At 70.4% G+C, this 16571-nt stretch carries 18 protein-coding genes; 9 read left to right on the plus strand and 9 right to left on the minus strand.

The window, feature by feature from the left end; translation table 11 throughout:
- Positions 1–6: 6 nt before the first annotated feature.
- From ACIA5C_RS07675 to ACIA5C_RS07690, 4 genes are all read right to left on the minus strand, one after another.
- Complete coding sequence (locus ACIA5C_RS07675; RefSeq protein ID WP_396052364.1) at positions 7–1410, minus strand: NAD(P)(+) transhydrogenase (Re/Si-specific) subunit beta; 1404 nt, start codon at positions 1408–1410, stop codon at positions 7–9.
- Complete coding sequence (locus ACIA5C_RS07680; protein ID WP_396053090.1) at positions 1407–1676, minus strand: NAD(P) transhydrogenase subunit alpha; 270 nt, start codon at positions 1674–1676, stop codon at positions 1407–1409. The genes ACIA5C_RS07675 and ACIA5C_RS07680 overlap by 4 nt, the downstream gene beginning before the upstream one ends.
- An 11-nt stretch (positions 1677–1687) precedes the next feature.
- Complete coding sequence (locus ACIA5C_RS07685) at positions 1688–2845, minus strand: NAD(P) transhydrogenase subunit alpha (RefSeq protein ID WP_396052366.1); 1158 nt, start codon at positions 2843–2845, stop codon at positions 1688–1690.
- A gap of 128 nt (positions 2846–2973) precedes the next feature.
- Entirely contained in the window at positions 2974–3549 is a 576-nt protein-coding gene (locus ACIA5C_RS07690; RefSeq protein WP_396052368.1) for a hypothetical protein, read from the minus strand.
- Between the two features lie 297 nt (positions 3550–3846).
- Between ACIA5C_RS07690 and ACIA5C_RS07695 the strand changes: the two genes are divergently transcribed.
- The 6 genes from ACIA5C_RS07695 (at position 3847) to ACIA5C_RS07720 (ending at position 9235) form a co-directional block, all read left to right on the plus strand.
- Positions 3847–4086 carry a hypothetical protein gene (locus ACIA5C_RS07695; RefSeq protein WP_396052370.1) on the plus strand — a complete coding sequence of 80 codons (240 nt, stop codon included), beginning with the start codon at positions 3847–3849 and terminating at the stop codon, positions 4084–4086.
- A 102-nt stretch (positions 4087–4188) separates the two neighbouring features.
- Positions 4189–5148 carry a hypothetical protein gene (locus ACIA5C_RS07700; RefSeq protein ID WP_396052371.1) on the plus strand — a complete coding sequence of 320 codons (960 nt, stop codon included), beginning with the start codon at positions 4189–4191 and terminating at the stop codon, positions 5146–5148.
- Between the two features lie 21 nt (positions 5149–5169).
- The gene (locus tag ACIA5C_RS07705) at positions 5170–6576 is read left to right on the plus strand and encodes an MFS transporter (protein ID WP_396052373.1); all 1407 of its coding nucleotides are present in this window, start codon (positions 5170–5172) and stop codon (positions 6574–6576) included.
- A gap of 43 nt (positions 6577–6619) precedes the next feature.
- On the plus strand, positions 6620–6793 hold the full coding sequence (locus ACIA5C_RS07710; protein ID WP_396052375.1) for a hypothetical protein: 174 nt from the start codon (positions 6620–6622) through the stop codon (positions 6791–6793).
- A 37-nt stretch (positions 6794–6830) separates the two neighbouring features.
- Complete coding sequence (locus tag ACIA5C_RS07715) at positions 6831–7604, plus strand: cyclase family protein (protein WP_396052376.1); 774 nt, start codon at positions 6831–6833, stop codon at positions 7602–7604.
- Entirely contained in the window at positions 7601–9235 is a 1635-nt protein-coding gene (locus tag ACIA5C_RS07720) for a thiamine pyrophosphate-binding protein (RefSeq protein ID WP_396052378.1), read from the plus strand. The genes ACIA5C_RS07715 and ACIA5C_RS07720 overlap by 4 nt, the downstream gene beginning before the upstream one ends.
- A gap of 23 nt (positions 9236–9258) precedes the next feature.
- Here ACIA5C_RS07720 and ACIA5C_RS07725 read toward each other — a convergent pair whose 3' ends face one another.
- Together ACIA5C_RS07725 and ACIA5C_RS07730 are read right to left on the minus strand one after the other, a co-directional pair.
- Positions 9259–10023: a DUF899 family protein gene (locus tag ACIA5C_RS07725; RefSeq protein WP_396052379.1), complete on the minus strand. Its 765-nt coding sequence runs from the start codon at positions 10021–10023 to the stop codon at positions 9259–9261.
- 129 nt (positions 10024–10152) lie between these two features.
- Positions 10153–10752 carry a hypothetical protein gene (locus tag ACIA5C_RS07730; RefSeq protein ID WP_396052380.1) on the minus strand — a complete coding sequence of 200 codons (600 nt, stop codon included), beginning with the start codon at positions 10750–10752 and terminating at the stop codon, positions 10153–10155.
- Between the two features lie 155 nt (positions 10753–10907).
- Between ACIA5C_RS07730 and ACIA5C_RS07735 the strand changes: the two genes are divergently transcribed.
- Positions 10908–12911, plus strand: a complete 2004-nt coding sequence (locus ACIA5C_RS07735) for a sensor histidine kinase (protein ID WP_396052381.1) — start codon at positions 10908–10910, stop codon at positions 12909–12911.
- Positions 12908–13558, plus strand: a complete 651-nt coding sequence (locus tag ACIA5C_RS07740) for a response regulator (RefSeq protein ID WP_396052382.1) — start codon at positions 12908–12910, stop codon at positions 13556–13558. Before ACIA5C_RS07735 ends, ACIA5C_RS07740 begins: the two co-directional genes overlap by 4 nt.
- 248 nt (positions 13559–13806) lie before the next feature.
- Here the strand turns inward: ACIA5C_RS07740 and ACIA5C_RS07745 are convergent, their stop codons facing one another.
- Positions 13807–14202 carry a transposase gene (locus tag ACIA5C_RS07745; protein ID WP_396052384.1) on the minus strand — a complete coding sequence of 132 codons (396 nt, stop codon included), beginning with the start codon at positions 14200–14202 and terminating at the stop codon, positions 13807–13809.
- A gap of 175 nt (positions 14203–14377) precedes the next feature.
- On the opposite strand from ACIA5C_RS07745, the gene ACIA5C_RS07750 reads away from it, so the two are divergent.
- Positions 14378–15202 carry a hypothetical protein gene (locus ACIA5C_RS07750; RefSeq protein WP_396052386.1) on the plus strand — a complete coding sequence of 275 codons (825 nt, stop codon included), beginning with the start codon at positions 14378–14380 and terminating at the stop codon, positions 15200–15202.
- Between the two features lie 108 nt (positions 15203–15310).
- On the opposite strand, the gene ACIA5C_RS07755 is transcribed toward ACIA5C_RS07750, so the two are convergent.
- Entirely contained in the window at positions 15311–16027 is a 717-nt protein-coding gene (locus ACIA5C_RS07755; RefSeq protein WP_396052387.1) for an SDR family oxidoreductase, read from the minus strand.
- Positions 16024–16521, minus strand: a complete 498-nt coding sequence (locus ACIA5C_RS07760) for a hypothetical protein (protein WP_396052388.1) — start codon at positions 16519–16521, stop codon at positions 16024–16026. Before ACIA5C_RS07760 ends, ACIA5C_RS07755 begins: the two co-directional genes overlap by 4 nt.
- Between the last annotated feature and the right edge of the window lie 50 nt (positions 16522–16571).

Raw genomic sequence — 16571 nt, forward strand, 5'->3', positions numbered from 1 at the left:
GGGCCTTCACGCGTACGCGTGCAGCCCCGCCAGCAGAGCGGCCAGCCCCGCCTTGGCATCGGCGAAGAGCATCGCCGTCTTCGGATCGGTGTAGAGCTCGTTGTCGATGCCGGCGTAGCCGTGACCGAGCGAACGCTTGATGACGATCACGCTCTTCGCCTGGTCGACGTCGAGAATCGGCATGCCGGACACCGGGTTGCCGGGGCGGCGGGCGGCCGGGTTGGTGACGTCGTTGGCGCCGATCACCAGAACCACGTCGGTCCTCGCGAACACCGGATTGATCTCGTCGAGGTCCTTCAGCTGGGGGTACGGCGCGTTGGCCTCGGCGAGCAGGACGTTCATGTGGCCGGGCATGCGGCCGGCCACCGGGTGGATGCCGTAGCTGACGTCCACCCCGTTCTCGGTCAGGGCCTGGGCGAGGGCGACGGCCTCGTGCTGGGCCTGCGCGGCGGCCAGGCCGTAACCGGGGACGATCACGACCTTCCCGGCGTACGCCAGCTGGATCGCTGCGTCGTCGACGCTGATCTCGCGTACCGGAGCCGAGCCCGACCCGGCAGCGACCGCGACCGCGTCGCCGGTGCCGTAACCACCGGCCATGATGGCGCTGATCGGGCGGTTCATGGCGTCGGCCATCAGCTTGGTCAGGATCGCACCGGCCGCACCGACCAGACCGCCCGCGACGATCAGCGGGTTGCTGTCGAGCACGAAGCCGGCCATCGCGACCGCGGTGCCGGTGCAGGCGTTGAGCAGCGAGATGACGACCGGCATGTCGGCGCCGCCGATCGGCAGGGTCAGCAGCACGCCGGCGGCGAGCGCGGCCAGCGTGATCGCGGTCAGGGCGACGACGCCGCCGTGGCCGGCCACGAAGAGCGTCGCCAGGACCACGGCGATCAGGGTCAGCGCGGCCGCGATCAGCCGGCCGGCCGGTACGACGATCGGGCGGCCCGGCACCCGGCCGGCCAGCTTGCCCGAGGCGATCAGCGAACCGCTGAACGTCACGCCGCCGATCGCCACGTCGAGGACGCCGGTCACCGAGGCCGAGGTGGACAGGTCACCGGTGTGCTCGATCGCGTCGGTCAGCGCGATCAGGGCCGCCGCGCCGCCGCCGACCGCGTTGAACAGGCTCACCAGCTGCGGCATCGCCGTCATCTGCACCCGGCGGGCGGCGACCAGGCCGGCCAGCGTGCCGGCGACCAGCCCGACCACCAGCACGACCACGGCGGTCGTCCCGACGGTGTGATGCCAGGCCAGCGTGACAACCGTGACCGCGATGGCGCCCACCATGCCGGCCGCCGAGACGCGGTTGCCCCGGCGGGCGGTGGCGGGCGTGTTCATCAGGTGCAGGCCGACCACGAAAAGCGTCGCGCACAACAGGTAGATCAAGTGGACGATCGTGTCGAAGGCACTCATGACCGCCTCCGGAACATCGCGAGCATGCGGTCGGTGACCACGTAACCGCCGGCGACGTTCATCGCGGCGAAGAAGGCCGCGACGAACAACAGCACATAGCCGGCGACGCTCGACGTCGCCGAAGCCAGCAGCAGCACCCCGACCACGACCACGCCGTGGATCGCGTTGGCGCCCGACATCAGCGGCGTGTGCAACGTCGCCGGCACCTTGCTGATCACCTCGAACCCGACCAGCAGACTCAGCACGAACACCGTGATGTCGGCCATCAGCAGTGGACTCACGACCGGATCTCCTTCCGCTCGTCGAGCAGCTCGCGGACCCTCGGGTTGACGACCTTCCCGCCGTGCGTCACCACCACGGCGGCCTGGATCTCGTCACCGAGATCCAGGGCCACCGAGCCTTGCGGTATCAGAGCGGCGAGCAGGGCGATCAGGTTCCTGGCGTACGCGGTGGAAGCCGCCTGAGGCATCGTCGACGGCAGCCGGCCCGCGCCGATCACGGTCACGCCCCCGGCGGTGGCCGTCCGCTGCTCCGGAACCGATCCGGCGACATTGCCGCCATGCGGGCCGGCGGCCAGATCGACGACGACCGAGCCGGGGCGCATCGCGGCCAGGGCCTCGGCAGGAACCAGCACGGGTGGCCGCTTCCCCGGCACCTGGGCGGTCGTGATCACCACGTCGAAGCGGGGGATCGCCGCCGCGAGCGCCCGCTGCTGCGCGGCCGCCTCGTCGGCGGCCAGCTCGCCGGCGTACCCGTCGGTCCGCTCGGCCGACCCGGTGCCCGCGCCGGCCAGATCCAGGACGGCGGCGCCGGTCGAGGTGATATCGGCGCGCGCGGCGTCGCGTACGTCATAAGCCGTGACCAGCGCGCCCAGCCGGCGTGCCGTCGCAACGGCCTGCAGGCCGGCCACGCCGGCGCCGAGCACCAGGACCTGGGCCGGCCGGGTCGTCCCGGCGGCCGTCATCAGCATCGGGAAGTAGCCGCCGTAGGCCTCGGCGGCCACGATCGCCGCCTGGTAACCGGCCACATTGGCCTGCGAGGTCAGCGCGTCCATCGCCTGGGCCCGGCTCAGCGTGCGGGGCAGCAGGTCCAGGCTGACCGCGGTCACCCCGGCGACGGCCAGCCGTTGCGCCAGGCCCGGATCGGTCAGCGGGCTCAGCAACCCGACCAGCAGCTGGCCGTCCCTCGCCTCACCCACATCGGCCGGCGGATCGAGACAGACGAGCACGTCGCTCGTCGCGTACACCTGCCCGCGACCGGCCGTCGCGGCGCCCGCCGCGACGTACTCCTCGTCGCCGAACCAGGCCCGGCGCCCCGCGCCGGTCTGCACCGTGACCTCCACGCCCAGCCGACGCAGGCGCTGCACCCCGTCCGGGGTGAGCGCCACCCGGCGCTCACCCTCCCCGGTCTCCTCGAGTACCCCGACCGTAGTCATTCGTCCTCCGCTGCACTTACCTGGGAGCGACCCCCGGACCCCACGTTACGGCGGTTACGCCGGGCGGGCCGGTCACGGCCGTCCCGTTGCCCGAATTTCATCGACCGGCACCATGGACCGTGACCGCCTCAAGCCTGATCAACGGCGTGCAACATGGCGAGCAGACCGTCGATCGCCCCCCACTCGTCAGTCGGAATCGGATCCGGGGAGAAGTGCATCATCCGGTTGCGGATCCTTACCACGGAGCGGACCTGGTCGAGGAACGGCGGCAATGGCCTCCGCAGGAATATTGACCTTGACGCGGCGATGCAGGCGGCGTTCGCATTCTTCGATCTGAGTGAAGGGTTCGGCGAGCTCACCGAATCGGTTGGTGAGATCGGCGGCGGTGAGGATGCCGCCGATCGTCCTCCCGTTCCGCGAAGGGTCCCGGTTGTCGTGTCGTTCGCCTCGACGCCCGACTTGATCACCTGGATCGTTTCGCCGATCGATCCTTCCGTGACGGGCGGAGTCGTGGTGGACAGCTCGTCCTCCGTCGGGCCGGGGTCGGCACCGGTTTCCGCGATCGCCGCGAGTCGGCGGGCGGCGCCGAACCGCTGGAGCTGGCAGATGGTCAGCAGCGATCCGATGCTGTGTTGCAGGTCGGTCCGGATGTTCGACTTCGGTTGCTGCCGCCGGATCCAGTGAACGGGCCGAATGTGCCGCATGTCCGGCGCCCAGTCCTCGTGGTATTCGTATCCACCGGCGACCCACGCTGCGGTCAACGAGGCCCCCATCGGCGGTCGTCGGGGGTGCTACCAGGAGATCCACTGAGGATGGACGGGCGCCGGCCGGTCTTCAACCCTCCGAGGGGAGACCGAGCCGTTCGTAGGATCCATTCCGGAAGCAGTCCAGGGTCGGCCCGTGGGGGAGCGACTGCGGCCGGGCGTCCGGTCGGTCCAGGGCATCACCCTCACCCTGCCGCTGACGATCCCGTCGGCGCGGCTGACTTCAAGGTGCCCCGGGTGCGGGCGCTCCTGCCCACCTGGTCGTACCCCGGGCACGGTGCGCAGGTCGGCAAGTTGTTGCGGGGACGGGTGCCGATGCGCCTCGGCGGGGTGCGACCGGGCCGCAGCTGCGACCTGCGGCTGGAGACCCACGCTATGGCCGGCCGGATGCGGCTGCTGGGGATGCATCGCCGGCCGGTCCTGACTGTGCACGCCGACCGGCTGCACGGCCCGCTGGACGAATTCACGACAGTCTGACCGGCCCGCCCGAGATGTACCGAAGATCGTCGATCCGATCTAGGCTGTGTTCCGTAACACGGGTGGGCGATGCACGGCGCCCCGGGACGCGGAGGTGCCAGCTTGACCGGCCAGTTCGACGAGGGAGCGCGGCGCCGCCCGGAATCCCTCGAAGACCTTCCGAAGCCCCAGCCCGTGCTCAACGAGCCGACCCAGGCGCTTCCCACGGTCCAGCCGCTGAAGGTTGCCGCCCGGGCCGTCATCGTCTACCAGGAGACGGTCCGCCGCCCGTGGCGTCTGTGGGCCTTCACCGCCGTACTGGTCGCGCTCACCGTCGGCGTGGTCCTCGGCCAGACGGTCGCCTTCGAGCCCACCTACCGGTCGGGCGGCAGCGCCAACGCCGCGGTGGTGCCCACGCTGCCGCCGATCTCGTCCCCGGCGCCGTCACCGTCCTGGCCCGACGCCGCGCACCGCCTGACCGCCCCGCTGGGCCGCACGAAGGCCCGCACCCTGGTCCTGACCGGCACCTCGTCGCTCCTGCACGTCCACAGCGCCGACCTCGGCAGGTCGCTCTACGAGATCGCCACCGTCGACCGCAGCGCCGTGCCCCGCCTGACCAGCACCAGGCAGGCCGCCACCCTCGAACTGATCCCGACCGGCGACAGCGGAACGGTCGGTGCCGACATCCAGCTCAACTCCCGCGTCGCCTGGACCCTCAAGCTGGCCGGCGGCCTCAACGAGCAGAGCGTCGACATGCAGTCCGGTGGCCTGGCCGCCCTTCAGCTGACCGGCGGCAGCGCCCACACCGCGCTGCTGCTGGCCGCCCCGAAGGGCACGGTCCCGCTGTCGGTGAAAGGCCCGCTCGGCAACCTCACGGTGAGCAGCCGCACCGGCGTCCCGCTGCGCCTGAAGCTCACCGGCGGCGCCGGCGCGACCGTCATCGACGGCAAACCCCGGGCGTCCCTCAAGCCCGGTGCGACGGTCACCCCGACCGGGTGGTCCAAGGCCAGGAATCGGTACGACCTGACCACCGCCGGCCAGGTGACGAGCGCCGTGATCACGACCACGCCACCGCCTCGCTGAGGTCGGACGGGGAGAAGATCCGTGATCCTGGCCCGCCGGACGGTCGTACTGCTGACCTGCTGCCTGAGCGTGTTCCTGGTCGGCCTCGACGGGACGATCGCCGCCGTTGCCCTTCCCTCGATCCAGCGGGGACTCCATGCGCCGGTCAGCGGCCTGCAATGGACGATCGACGCCTACGCGCTGGTCATCGCCTGCCTGCTGATGTTCTCGGGGTCGCTGGCCGACCGGTTCGGCCGGCGGCGCGTGTTCCGGGCCGGGCTGGCGATCTTCTCGGCCGGCTCCCTGCTGTGCGGCGTCGCGCCCACCCTCGCGGCCCTGGTCGGGTTCCGCGCGCTGCAGGCCGTCGGCGCGTCGATGCTCGGCCCGGTGGCGATGTCGATCGTCGCCACCACCTTCCCCGAGCCGGCCGCGCGCGCCCGGGCGGTCGGCGCCTGGGGAGCCGTCGGGGGCCTGAGCATGGCGAGCGGTCCTGTGCTCGGCGGTCTGCTGGTCGGCGGGCTCGGGTGGCGCTCGGTCTTCTGGGTCAACGTGCCGATCGGTGTGCTGGCCCTCTACCTGACCCACCGGTTCGTCCCCGAGTCGAAGGCCGCACGCGGCAAGCGGTTCGACCCCCTCGGCCAGTTGCTCGTCGTCACGATTCTCGGCCCGGTGACGGCCGCCGTCATCGAAGGGCCCCGGCACGGCTGGGGATCACCGCTGATCGTCGGGCTGTTCGCCCTGGCCGTCGTCTCCGTACCCGCGCTGGCAGGCGTGGAGCGCCGGCGGTCCGAGCCGCTGGTCGACATCCGGTTCTTCGGCGATCCGGTGTTCTCCGGCGCCCTGGTCATCGGGCTGATCGCGCTGATGACCGTCGGCGGCTTCCTGTTCCTCAACACGCTCTACCTGCAGGAGGTACGCGGCTTCAGCCCGCTGCACGCGGGCCTGCTCACGATCCCGGCGGCGGCCGCGATCGCCGTGTTCGCGCCGATTTCGGGACGCCTGGTCGCCGCCCGTGGACCGCGGCCGCCGCTGGTCCTCGCCGGGCTGCTGCTGGCGACCGGAACCGGCCTGCTGATCGGTGCCGGGAGGTCGACGAGCGCCTGGTACCTCGTGACCGCGTACCTCCTGGTCGGTGCGGGTTCGGGCCTCGTCAACACCCCGATCACCAACACGGCCCTGTCGGGGCTCCCGCGCGACCAGGCCGGCGTCGCCGGGGCGATCGCCTCGACGGCCCGGTCGACCGGCGGGGCGATCGGCGTGGCCGTGACCGGTTCGATCGTTGCCGGAAGCCCGGCCGGACTCCTCACGGCGAGTCACGCCGCCTGGACCGTACTCGCCGGCTGCGGCAGCGTGACCGCGCTGTTCGGTCTGATCCCGCTCGGGTTCCGTCGACCGGCGCCGAGCACGCAGGCCGTGGAAGCGGAGGTGGCCGCAGGGTCACCACGTTGAACGCCGCCCGGTCGCTCGCGCCGACGGGCGCGCCGCCGAGGTGGTGGTCGCTCTGCCGGAGGAGGCGGCCTTCGACGGCCGGCCGTTCGACATCGCGCTGGTCCGGGTGCACTCGGCCAACCCCGCCGGGGCCGCGCGCATCGGGCAGGCCTCGCGGCGGTGGGAATATCGGGTGCGGATCGATGCCGGTTCGGAGGCGCTCCGATACCCGTTGTAGCACTACGCTCCGAGTCACGATCTCTGAAAGAGGGGCCATGAGCGTTCTGCAGAGCCTGGTGTCCGGACTCCGCGGCGGCGGGATCGAGGTCGTCGACCTGACCGCGCCGCTGTCGAGTGAGACCCCGATCCTCAAGCTGCCGGAGCCGTTCGCCGACACGGCGACGTTCAGCCTCGAGGAGATCAGCCGGTACGACGACCGCGGGCCGGCCTGGTATTGGAACAACATTCACACCGGCGAGCACACGGGCACGCACCTCGATGCGCCAGTGCACTGGGTGACCGCCAAGGAGGGCGAGGACGTCTCGCAGATCGCGACCACCAGGCTCGTCGCCCCGGCCGCGGTCCTCGACGTGTCCGAGCGGGTGGCCGCCGACCCCGACTTCCTCTTGAAGATCAGCGACCTGGAAGCCTGGCAAGCCGAGCACGGGCCGCTTCCGGAGGGCGGGTGGCTCTTCATCCGTACGGGATGGGACGCGCGCTCCGACAGCCAGGAGGCGTTCCTCAACGCGAACGAGACCGGCCCGCACACCCCGGGCGTCTCGGTCGAGGCCGCGAGGTGGCTGGCCGACGAGGCGCCGATCATCGGGGTCGGGGTGGAGACGGTCGGCACCGACGCGGGCAAGGCGCACGCGTTCGAGCCGCCGTTCCCGTGCCACACCTACGTGCTCGGCGCCGGCAAGTACGGCCTCACCCAGCTGCAAAATCTGCGTCTGCTGCCGCCGACCGGCGCGGTCGTGATCGCGGCGCCGCTGCCGATCGTCGGCGGTTCCGGCAGCCCCACGCGCGTGCTCGCCCTCGTCGAGAGATGACCACGGTCGCCGACGAGGTCGGCCGCACCCTGGCCGAGCTGGGTGCCGACCACGTCTTCGGGGTGGTCGGCTCCGGGAACTTCCACGTGACCAACGCCCTGGTCGCGGGCGGCGTCCGATTCGTACCGACGCGCCACGAGGCCGGAGCGGCGACGGCGGCCGACGCGTACGCCCGGGTCAGCGGCCGCGCCGCCCTGGTCTCGGTGCACCAGGGCTGTGGTCTCACCAACGCGATGACCGGTATCGCGGAGGCGGCGAAAAGCCGTACGCCCATGGTCGTCCTCGCCGCCGAGCCGGCGGCGACCGCCCTGCGCTCGAATTTCCGGGTCGACCAGGACGCGCTCGCCCGCGCGGTCGGCGCGGAAAGCGACCGCGTCCACGGACCGGAGACCGCAGTCGCCGACACCACGCGCGCCTGGCAGAAAGCGGTCGACGAGCGCCGCACGGTCCTGCTCAACCTGCCGCTCGACGTCCAGGCCGCCCCGGCGGCACCCCGCAAGATCCGGCCCAAGCCGGTGTCGTGGCCTCCGCAGGCCAACGACGAGGCGGTGGCCGCGGTGGCAGCACTGCTCAGCCGATCCCACCGGCCCGTCTTCATAGCCGGCCGCGGAGCAACGAACGCCCGCGCCGAACTGGAAGAACTCGCCGACGAATGCGGCGCCCTGCTGGCCACCTCGGCCGTCGCCAAGGGACTCTTCGAGGGCAACCCGTTCAACCTGGACGTCTCCGGCGGTTTCGCCACCCCGCTGGCCGCGGAACTGATCGCCGGCGCCGACCTGGTCATCGCCTGGGGCGCCTCCCTCAACATGTGGACCACCCGGCACGGCACCCTGGTCAGCCCCACCGCCACCGTCGTACAGGTCGACCTCGACCCGGACGCCCTCGGCGCCCACCACCGCGCCGACCTCGGCGTGGTCGGCGACGTTGCCCTCAGCGCGGTCGCCGTGCGGCACGCGCTCCCGGCGCCGGGCGCCGGCTACCGCACCGAAGCCCTCCGGGAACGCATCGGCCGCGAGGGCCGGTGGCGCCTGATTCCGTACGCCGAAGACGGCGACGCCACCCACATCGACCCCCGCACGGCGACGATCGTCCTCGACGACGTGCTACCCGCCGACCGGGTGCTGGCGATCGACTCCGGCAACTTCATGGGCTACCCGTCGATGTTCCTGTCCGTTCCGGATCAGCGAGGCTTCTGCTTCACCCAGGCCTTCCAGTCGATCGGCCTGGGCCTGGCCAGCGCGATCGGCGCCGCCCTGGCCGCACCCGGCCGGCTGCCGGTCGCGGCCTGCGGCGACGGCGGCTTCCTGATGAGCATCGCCGAGCTGGACACGGTGAAACGGCTCGGCCTGGGCATGCTGATACTCGTCTACAACGACGACGCCTACGGCGCCGAGGTGCACCACTTCGGCCCGGGCGGCCACCCCCTCGACACGGTCCGGTTCCCGGACACCGACCTCGCGGCGATCGCCCGGGGCCACGGCTGCGCCGCGATCACCGTACGCCGCGAGCAGGACCTCGCCCCGGTCGCGCAGTGGCTGGCCGGCCCCCGCGACGTACCGATGGTCGTCGACCTGAAGATCACCTCCGAGCGCCCGTCGTGGTGGCTGGAGGAGGCGTTCAAGGGCCACTGAGGGGTCCGGGGCCGTTGTCCGGGTCAGTGGTGTGCGCCGGTTCGGCCGAGGGTTGTCTCCGGCGTCGCTGCCGGCCGGGTCCATTGGGGCACCGGGCGGCTCGTCGGGCCCCACGTGGCGTTGCCGTCCGCGTCCGCACGCCAGTACCAGCACGGCTCCCCGCCCTTGGGCCATCCTTCGGGGCTGACCTGCCAGGCCTCGCCCCGGCCGTACGGCGTCATGTCGAGCAGTGCGAACGACCCGCTGGCCGGTTCGGTGCCCCGGCCGGTGGTGCGGTAGGTGAGGAACACGCGCTCGCCGTCGCGCAGAAAACAACTGAAATAGCCCATGTCGCCGCCGATCGGTTCCGGCACGTCACGCACCGAATACCACGGCTGGGTGTAGCCCATGAACTCGACGAACGGGGCCACCTCATCCCACCGGCCCGGGGTGAGCACGGCGAAGGAGACCCCGCGCGCGTTGAGGTAGGTGGCGTCCCGCAGATGCCAGGCCGACACCGTGCAGCCCTCGCACTGCCCCTGATGGGGCGCCCCGTCATGCCACATGTGCTGGTAGACGAGGAGTTCGTCACGACCCTGGAACAGGTCCCGGAACGGCACCGGCCCGTCCGGGCCGACGACTTCGACGCCCCCGTCGATCTCGACCATAGGCAGCCGCCGCCGCGCCGCGGCGATCGCATCGCCCTCGCGGGTATGCGCCTTCTCCCGGGCGAGCAGCTCGTCCCGGGCGGCCTGCCAGGCATCCAGGCCGACGATCGGCGGCCGCCCGGAAAGTTCGTTCGTAGTCATGGCTGACTCCCTTCTGCACCGGAGACGTCGAAGCTGCCGTCCCGACTTCGACATCATGACGAGAAGACACCATCATTCCGGACATGCCGAACGATCCGGCGCGCGCCGCCTCACCGCCGGCTGTCGCGGTCAGACCCGAGCCGGTTCGGTTGACGGCTGGGTGGTGGTTGGCGTCGCAGTGCGAACGGCGACCGCGAGCAGCACGAGCAGGAGGTACTGCACGAGTTCCGCCGCCTGCGAGGCGGGGGTCGGTTCGTCGCTGCCCTGTAAGAAGCCCAGCAGCAGGTATCCGATGCCGAAGATGAGAACCGCCCAGCGCTGCCAGCCCAGGACTCGCCGCTTGACCGCGACCAGGATGCCACTGACCAGCAGACTGAGGGTGCCGAGGATGCCGCCGATCGGGAAGAAGACGGTCAGCGGGCCGTTGTCCTCGTTGCCCTGGGTGAGGAAGCCGATACCACCGACGGTCAGCGACAGCCAGGCGATCCAGTTCAGCGCGAGGATGGTACGGGCCACGCGGCCGTCTCCAGCCGGGTGCGGGGCGGCGAGGCCGAACATGAGCACCGCGGTGCCGAGGAGAAGTGCGGTGGCGAGGGTTTGCGTGAGGTACCAGGTCGGGCTGCCGATCGACGGGTCGACGAAGGCCTCGAGGGCCCACTCGACGAGCCAGAGCACGCCGACGACGATGCCGATGGTGCCGGCCGTGCGGGCCTGACGGATGCGCTCCATGGGTACTCCCGGGTGGGTGGCTGGTGTGGACTGCCGCCTACGGTCCGCCGTGCCGCCCTCGGAGTCATCGGGCCGGACACCTATCCCGGCTCCCATCTTCATCTGGGTGCAAGCTCCTATGGCCCGCGGGCGCACGGGGGCCGCAGGATGTGGGTATGCCTGAGCGATCGCGTGGCCCGGCCGTCGTCTTCGCCGGGACGGTCGGACTGGTCGCCGCCGTGTGGGCCATGTGGTTCGCCGGCGGACTGACCTTCGCCGACGCGGGGGACGCCTATCTGCTCAACAACACGGTGATGACGCTGACGTTCACGGCGTTCGGTGCGCTGGTGCTCACATATCGGCCCGGGCACCGCATCGGCCGGCTGTTCCTCGCCTACGGGCTGTTCTACGCCGCCAGCACCGCGGCCCTCGGCGTGCTGTCCGGGTGGCTGAACCTGTCCCCGGCGTGGGAGAAGGCGGTCGACGTCTTCGGCATCATGATCTGGGCGCCCGCGCCGACGATCTGCCTGCCGCTGATTCTGCAGCTCTTCCCCGACGGCAAGCCGCTGTCGCCGCGCTGGCGGTGGCTCGTGCCGGCGACCATCGCGCTCGGTCTGCCGTTTGTGTTCGCGACGGTGCTGGCGCCCGGCGCTCTCGCGAACGAACCGATCGCGGACCGGAGCCCGCTGCTGGGCCCGGACGCGACGGCGTTCGCCGGCGTGATCCTGCCCTTCACCGTGCTGGCCGCGGCCGCGGTCGCGCTGACCAGTGTCGTGGTGCTCGGCCTGCGCGCGTGGCGTTCGCGCGACGTGCAGCGGCTGCAACTGCTGTGGCTGCTGTGGGCCATCGGGGTCTTCCTCGTGCTCAATGTGCAGCGGGTGGTGACCACCGACGGCCCGATCATCTTCGTGCTGTCCCTCGCGCTGGTTCCGGCCGCGGCGACGATCGCCATCGTGCGCTACGGCCTGTACGACATCCGCGTCATCATCAACCGCTCGCTCGTCTACGGCGTGCTGACCGCGGGCGTCGCCGGAGCGTACCTGGGCATCGTCGCCGTGCTCGGTCCTCTCGCCGATGAGCACGGCTCGACGGGGCCCATCATCGCGGCCGGCGCCGTCGCGCTGGCATTCGCGCCGGCCCGCCACCGGCTCCAGACCGTGGTCGACCGGCTGATGTACGGCGAACGCGCCGACCCCGCCGCCGCGGCCGCCCGGGTCGGCCGCCGCCTCACCGGCGACCTCGACAGCGTACTGCGCGCCGTCTGCGAGTCGCTGCGCCTGCCCTACGCCGCGGTCAGCGCCGACGGCCGGCTCGTGGCCACGTACGGCGAAGTGCCCCACGTGCGCCACTCGGTCCCGCTCGACCTCGGCCGCAGCGGAGGCCCACCCGCCGACCTGCTCATCGGGCTGCGCAGCGGGGAACGCCGGCTGGCCGCGGCGGACCGCCGGGCCCTCGAACTGCTCGCCGCACCGATCGGCCTGGCCGTCCATGCGGTGCGGCTCACCGGCGAACTACGGCAGTCCCGGACCCGGATCGTCGCCGCCCGGGAGGAGGAACGCCGCAGACTGCGCCGCGACCTGCACGACGGTCTCGGCACCGCGCTGACCGCGGTCACGCTGAAGGCCGACGCGGCGCACAACGTCCTGCGGGTCGACCTCGACCGAGCCGGGGAGCTGCTCCTGGGGGTACGCCGGGACATCACCGAAGCGATCGCCGACATCCGCCGCCTCGTCTACGACCTGCGCCCGCCGGACCTCGACGAACTGGGCCTGGTCGCCGCGCTGCGCCAACGCGCCGAGCAGACCTGGTCGCGGGATGTCACCATCACCCTCGACGTCCCCACCGAACTCCCTGCACTACCGGCCGCGGTCGACGTGGCCGCGTACCGCATCGCCACCGAAGCGGTCACCAACACCGTGCGGCACGGCCGGGCGACGACCTGCCAGATCCGACTCCGGATCGGCGACCACGGCGACGCCATGCACGGGGGCGCACCGCGCGCGGCGGCGCTGCACCTGGAGATCTGCGACAACGGCACCCATACCGGTGAGCCCTGGCACCACGGCGTCGGCCTACGTTCGATGCACGAGCGGGCGGCCGAACTCGGCGGCACGTTCACCGCCGGCCCCAGCGACACCGGCGGCCGCGTGCACGCCCTGCTCCCCCTGGAGGCACCGTGATCCGCATCCTGATCGTCGACGACCATCCGCTGATGCGCGAGGGCATGCGCGCACTCGTATCGTCCTACGCCGACATCGAGGTGGCAGGCGAGGCCGCCGATGGCGAGGACGCCCACCGCGAGGTCCTGCGCACCGAACCCGACGTCGTCGTCATGGACCTGCACATGCCGGGCACCAACGGCGTCGACGCGACCCGGGCGATCCTGCAAGCAGCGCCGACCATCCGGGTGCTGGTCCTGACCATGTTCGAGGACGACGAATCGGTGTTCGCGGCGATGCGGGCCGGCGCATCGGGGTACCTCATCAAGGGCGCCCAGCAGGAGGAGATCATCCTAGCGATCCGTTCCGTCGCGGCCGGCCAGGCGATCTTCGGCCCCTCGGTCGCGAAGCGCATCATCGCCTACTTCTCCGCCGCCCCCACCACGGCCGCGCGTTCCGCGGAGCCGTTCCCCGAGCTGACGATCCGGGAGCGTGAGGTCCTCGACCTCATCGCCGCCGGCCGCCCGAACAACGCGATCGCCCGAACACTCGTCATCAGCACCAAGACCGTGAGCAATCACATCTCGGCAATCTTCGCCAAGCTCCAGGTCGCCGACCGGGCCGAAGCCATCGTCCGCGCCCGCGAAGCCGGCCTCGGCCAGCGCTGACCGAGGTCGCAGCAGCTGATCCTGGCGCCCGCGTCCGCCGCTGGTCACCGAACACCGGGGCGCTGCCCGGCCCGAGCCCGGCCACGATTTGATCAAAGGGCGGTGCGCGACCACCGCCGATCATGCACCACGTTGACCGCCAGAACGATTTGACCGGGCGCACGCACATGCCGCCGATAACGCGCGCGATTCAGGCCTGATTCGCGTCGATTGATCTTCTTACCGTTGTCGTAGCCGCGAGTCTTTACCTACGGTGTCGGCGCCCTTGGCGCTCTGGGAGTCCGGGACCCCTGCCGATGGCTCGGGTTCACGGCCCTGTGCGATACGGGGCTTGACCCGCAGCGCGGCCAGCAGTTCTCTGTGACGCCGGCGTCTTCCCAGCGCACGCAGTACCAGTACACCGTCTGCCAGGGCGGCAAGTCCGCCCGCAGGTACCGCCACGGGCACCCCGAGCGCACCAAGGTAGAGGATCGCGTTGACGATCCCGCGCCGCGGGTGTTCTCGGGCCGGCCGTCGCCGCTGGGCTCCGGCAGCAGGTCCTTGACCAAGTCCCACTGGGCGTCGGTCAGGGCAGAGGGATAGCCGCGGCGCGATGACACCGCAACACCGTGCCCGACACGACCGTCTTGATCACACCGCCACACCGTCTACATGAGAACTCCTTCAAACACTCACTTTAGAGGGCCGCCTTCGTCGGGTCGCCCGTAATGAGCTCTTCTCTCCTAATGCGAGCGTGAGTCTAGATCCGCCATAAACGACGGTTGATGCCTGACTCCACGGGGATACGATGGTCGTCGGTACGTCGGATCTGGAGGACCGATGGCGAATCCGGCAAAGATACTTGACTGGGCACCCCTAAAGGCCGTTCGCGACCTCGTAGCCACGGCTAAGGCAATCTGGATCTCTGTCCCTGTTGTCGTGGGCGGTATTGCCTGGGCGGCCGCCAAGGCCGACTATCCCACTAACCAGGCCGTCGTTGCTGTTTCTGTCGCTGCTACAGCCACCATTTCCGTAGCTTTTGCTGCATTTTGGTTAGGTTGCCGAGTGGGCGAACGGCGATCATACGACGTGATTTCTAATTGTTCGATTCACTTGGTAGAGAAGGTCCATGGTCACCATCGCTATACGTGGAGAAGGGAACTCGAGATTCGGTCGCGTCAGGATGGATTGCGGCTCATTATGCAACGGTGGTACGCAACGGGCCAGAGCTCGAAGTCCGTTATTGTCAATCCGTTGGTACATGGACAGGCGATCTTCTCCACTGGTGAAGCTGAGCAAGACCAGACCGTATATCGCTGGATATACCTTGGGCGACCTTTAGCGAAGGGAGAGCGCATCAAAACAGGAATTGAATGGATTTACGAGGATGACGTGATTCCTATGAGACCATTCGTTGTCGTTGCGCCGATGGTCAAGACCAGGTACCAGAAAATTACTCTTAGGTTTCCTTTGGCCGATCAACCGAAGTCAGTCGAGGCGTTCGTAGCGCCATATTGGAAGTTTATCAAGCAACCAACTCCCGTCGTCGACGACCATGGGAAACCGAAGTGCACCACGGAAGCGGCTGGCATGATTGACTATGTAATAGAAACAGGGAATCCTGTGGTTGAAAGGGCGATTGGAATGCGGTGGGAGTCACGGTAGCTTCGGCCGAAGTCGTGCCTGCCGCCGGTGAACATCTGCGCCGCCTGCTGCCGCAACCGTTCCGGCTGGTCAACACCACGAGACGATCGCCCCCGCCCCGGAGTGTGCCTAGCGGGCGGTGTAGCCCCCGTCGATAGGCAGGCTCACGCCGGTGATCATGGAGGCCTCGTCGCTGAGGAGGAAGGTGATCGGCCCGGCGATGTCGTCCTCGGTCGCCCAGCGGTGCAGCGGCATCTGGTCGAGGAACGGGCCCTCGATTTCGGGCCGCCCCCAGTACCAGGCCGACATCGGTGTCATCACCACGGTCGGGTTGACGCTGTTGACTCGGATGCCGTGGGCGCCGAGTTCGAGCGCCGACACCCGCGTGATGTTGTCCAGTGCCGCCTTGGACGACCCGTACGAGATGTGGCCGTTCAGCGCGACCAGCGCGGCCTGGCTGGACACGTTGACGATGGCGCCGCCGCGGCCGAGGCGGATCATCGACCGGGCGGCGTACTTCGTGACCAGCAGGGCGCCGCGGGCGTTGGTTGCGATGACCTTGTCGAAGACTTCGATGTCGGTGTCCTGGGGGGTGGCGATCTCGCCGCCGTAGCCGCCGCAGTTGACGACGCCCCACAGGTCGAGGTCGCCGAGGGCGCCGGCCACGCTCTCCTCCGACGTCAGGTCGAAGGCGAGCGTGCGGACGCCCAGGGCCTCGAGTTTGCCGGCGTCGCGCCCGGCCGCGATCACGTCGGCGCCGCGCGCGGCCAGTTTGCGGACGGTTGCCCCGCCGATGCCGCCGCTCGCGCCGGTGACCAGGACCGTGCGGCCGTCGAAATCGTTCATGTCCGGGCGACAGCGGGCGCCAGGCGGGCCGTCGCGCGGTCGACCAGCCGGAGCACGTCCTCGCGGGTGCGGTAGTTGCGGTCGTTCCATGTGGTCAGGTCGCGTACCCGGGCCGCCCGCACGGCCGGGGACGCGACCGGGCCGACCTCGGTGCCGGTGTCGAACAGGGTGTGCCACAGCGCGTCGATGGCCGGGTAGGCGTATTCGGGGCGGGGGCTGAGCAGCCAGCCGCCGTGCATGACGGCGCCGACCAGGCAGGCCGAGACGACGTTGCGGCGGTCGATGCGCCAGGGGAAGAAGCGCTGGCTCGATCGGCGGCGGCCGGTCGGGGTCTCGACCTCGTACCAGGTGTTCTGCGTCCATCCCCGGGCGATCACGCCGCGGGTCGCGCTGAGCACGGCCAGCGCTTCCTCGTGCCGGCTCGGGGGTGGGGTTGGGGGTTGAGGGTTGGGCAGGAACCGCTTGACCAGCTTCGCCGTGACGGTGTTCGGCACGTGCACCTCCCGGTCGACCGACGGGACAAGCTTTGATTGTCGCTCTTCGG

This window comes from Actinoplanes sp. NPDC051343 (assembly GCF_044455125.1).
GTDB lineage: Bacteria > Actinomycetota > Actinomycetes > Mycobacteriales > Micromonosporaceae > Actinoplanes.